6 protein-coding genes are annotated in these 2,991 nt (G+C 42.7%); 3 read left to right on the forward strand and 3 right to left on the reverse strand.

From position 1 onward, the window contains the following. Together NZ896_06660 and NZ896_06665 are read left to right on the forward strand one after the other, a co-directional pair. Positions 1–459, forward strand: a 459-nt coding sequence (locus tag NZ896_06660) for a 2-oxoacid:acceptor oxidoreductase family protein (protein ID MCS7117126.1), incomplete at its 5' end; no start/stop codon positions are given. Then, on the forward strand, positions 440–664 hold the full coding sequence (locus NZ896_06665) for a 4Fe-4S binding protein (protein ID MCS7117127.1): 225 nt from the start codon (positions 440–442) through the stop codon (positions 662–664). The genes NZ896_06660 and NZ896_06665, both read left to right, overlap by 20 nt. A gap of 59 nt (positions 665–723) precedes the next feature. Here NZ896_06665 and NZ896_06670 read toward each other — a convergent pair whose 3' ends face one another. The 3 genes from NZ896_06670 to proC all read right to left on the reverse strand — a co-directional run bounded on the left by NZ896_06670 (position 724) and on the right by proC (position 2,147). Beyond that, the gene (locus tag NZ896_06670) at positions 724–948 is read right to left on the reverse strand and encodes an Lrp/AsnC ligand binding domain-containing protein (protein MCS7117128.1); all 225 of its coding nucleotides are present in this window, start codon (positions 946–948) and stop codon (positions 724–726) included. A gap of 5 nt (positions 949–953) precedes the next feature. Beyond that, positions 954–1,184, reverse strand: coding sequence for an Lrp/AsnC ligand binding domain-containing protein (locus NZ896_06675; GenBank protein MCS7117129.1), 231 nt, complete (start codon positions 1,182–1,184; stop codon positions 954–956). Between the two features lie 99 nt (positions 1,185–1,283). After that, entirely contained in the window at positions 1,284–2,147 is an 864-nt protein-coding gene (gene proC / locus NZ896_06680; GenBank protein MCS7117130.1) for a pyrroline-5-carboxylate reductase, read from the reverse strand. A gap of 265 nt (positions 2,148–2,412) precedes the next feature. On the opposite strand from proC, the gene NZ896_06685 reads away from it, so the two are divergent. Continuing rightward, positions 2,413–2,991: hypothetical protein (locus NZ896_06685; protein MCS7117131.1), on the forward strand; the 579-nt coding region annotated here is incomplete at its 3' end.

Consider the following 2,991-nt stretch of genomic DNA (forward strand, 5'->3'; position numbering starts at 1 on the left):
CATGCAGCCATACTCTCTGGCCTATATGCAACGAGGACCAGCAGCTACGGAGCGGAAGTGAGAGGTACCTACGCTTATGGCCACGTCGTCATCTCCGATGAGCCGGTCAAGTACCCGTTCGCCATCGCCCTTGATGCTCTGGTCGCTCTTCATTCGAAGGCTCTAGATATGGAGCTCAAGTTACTAAAGAACGATGGCCTGTTAATGATAGATGATGAATTCATCGATAGAGAGATTGGAGGCAGTTATAAGGTAGTGAAAATTCCGGCTGCAAAGCTCGCTGTCGAAAGGTTTGGGAGGAGGGTCTTCGCGAATATGATCATGCTCGGATCACTACTTCGATTTATCAAATTTATACCGATAGAATCTGCCGAATTAGCTATTAGAGATAATATAAAAGTGGAAACGGATAAGAATGTAGAGGCTTTGAGGTTGGGCTTTGGATTGCAGGTCGATTAGATTGAAGGTCTTCGTAGATGAAAAATTATGCAAGGGCTGTAGAATCTGCATCAATGTATGCCCATACCATATATTCGTTGTAAAGGATGAAGTAAAAGGTATAGTGGCACCGATAGATCAGGATAAATGTACCCAGTGTGGAATCTGTGAGCTCTACTGTCCAGATTTTGCGATAGCTGTCATACCAAAAAAGAAGGATGAGTAGTTAGGTTAAGTTATCTATTATCTGTTTTTATCTGTTATCCAACGCAGTTATCTAAAAGTTTATGCTTCGATCAACGTTTCTGTACTTCTTACAGCTTCCAATGCATTTACTCTATTCACCACATCTTTGGCTGCATCGTAATTTGGTACTTCGATGAATGCACAGATATCGAACCTTCCATAAGTAATGAATGCCCTTTTAACTTCTGGTATCTTCTGAACGGCCTTTAAAACGTCATCCGTACGGATCGTCCAGGTCTTTATGAGAATAACACCGTTCAACATACCTATCACCTCTCCACTTCGACGAGTGTCTCTGTGAATACAACGCCAGATATCGAGCCCATTCTGAGGACCGTTTGGCCTAAAGCCTTGTAATCGGGAGCCTCAAGTTGGATAACTATATCGTACCTCCCTAAAGATGAAAAAGCCCTCACTACACCCGGCAATTGCTTCAATCGATTTAACACTTCACCAGACCTCCCCTTCTCAGAACGAATAAGAACACATGCTGAAACCATCTTTATCCCGCAATTAGATTAAATTCTAGGATATAAAACTCTTTTTCGAATATCATCTTATCCTATTATATAATGATAAAAATCACGTAATCTTATCGATTATCGATCTTCATCCCCTTTATTTGATAGGTTCAAACGTTCCAACTGTTCAGCCTTTTCCGTAGCTGCCGTAATAGCATCTACCAGCATCGCGCGGAATCCGCCTCTTTCAAGCTTCAGTAACGCTTCAATCGTAGTACCGGCTGGCGTGGCGACCATATCTCTGAGTAGAGCGGGATGTTGATTCGATTCCAAGAGCATTTTGGCACTGCCCAATACCGTCTGGGTCGCCATCAATAATGAGATACTCTTAGAGAGGCCGAATCGGACACCGGCATCGGCCAACGAATCTATTATCAAAGCTACGTAGGCGGGACCACTTCCAGATAACGCTGTAACGACATTCAGATAACGCTCATCGACCTGAACGACCTTTCCCAAAAGGCTCAAGACCTTTACCACAGCCTGAACATGCTCATCTGAACAGCTTTTAGAATAAGAAATGGCGGTCATCCCTTCACGTACCGATACAGCTAGGTTAGGCATCCCTCGTACAATGGGTACATTCTTCGGAAGGAATCTCGAAATATACTTTATGGGCGTGGCGGCAGCGAATGTTAAAACGATCTTTTCAGGAGTGATTACCTTCCCGATCTCTTTCGCTACACTCTTTACATCGATGGGTTTGACCGAGATGATGATCAGATCGCTCTCCTTCACCAATGTACCTATACTATCCAGGCATCTCACATTGTACTTCTCACTTATGTATTTAACTCGGTCAGGATCGATTTCGAATACACATATTTTGGAACGTTCTATATGAGCGTTGAGAAAACCTTGTATCAAGGCTTCGCCTAACTTACCAGCCCCTATGATCCCTATAGTCTTGATCTCTCCCAATATGTACCTCCACTTACGCATACTTTCAAAAGTATTAAGTTTATAAGTATATCGAAACCATACTTCGACAATCCTTCAATAATAGGTCGTAAATTCACACCACTCAAACCTTTCAATGGGTGAATGGGTGGCTGAGAATAGATAAAGCCATGATGATATTTTTAGAAAAATCTTCTAAAAGGATATTATTTTAATGATACTGGTATTCTTCGACATAAATTTTAATATAGAAAATCACCAAAATATAGAAATAAATATAAATAATAGTTGAGTCAATATTATTAATATGCAAACAGAAGGAAGTAAATTATCAAGAAGAGGATACTTGAAATATATCGGTTCATTCATTATAGGTGCAGTAGTATTTGGTGGTGGTGTAGCTGCATATTACGCATCCTTGCCACCAGTTAAGGAGGTTGTGACGAGGACTGTTACTGAGACTGTAGCAGGACCAACGGTAACGAGGACTGTTACCGTAACAGTAGCACCAACACCAAGCCCAACACCTACTCCTACTCCAACCCCAACACCTACTCCTACTCCTAGACCTACACCAACTCCAACTCCCAGTCCTACACCCGCTTATCCGCCCCGACCTACAGCACCTATATCACTAACCGCAGCTGGTGGAACACCTGGAGGTCTCGGTTATATCGTTATTCAAGCACTCGCATCGGTCGTCGAAACGACATATCCTGAATTTAAGTTTACGATCATCCCCGGGGGATGGGTTGGGAATATAGATAGACTCTCCGCAAAAGAAATAGATGTTGGAAGTACCACAGTTGTAGCGAGTAGTTTAGCGATGGTTGGCAAGGGTCCATGGGAGGGTAAGCCAGCTGTTAAAAATGTCAGAGCCCTTTAT

This window comes from Nitrososphaerales archaeon (genome assembly GCA_025058425.1).
In the GTDB taxonomy this organism is placed as follows: domain Archaea; phylum Thermoproteota; class Nitrososphaeria; order Nitrososphaerales; family JANXEG01; genus JANXEG01.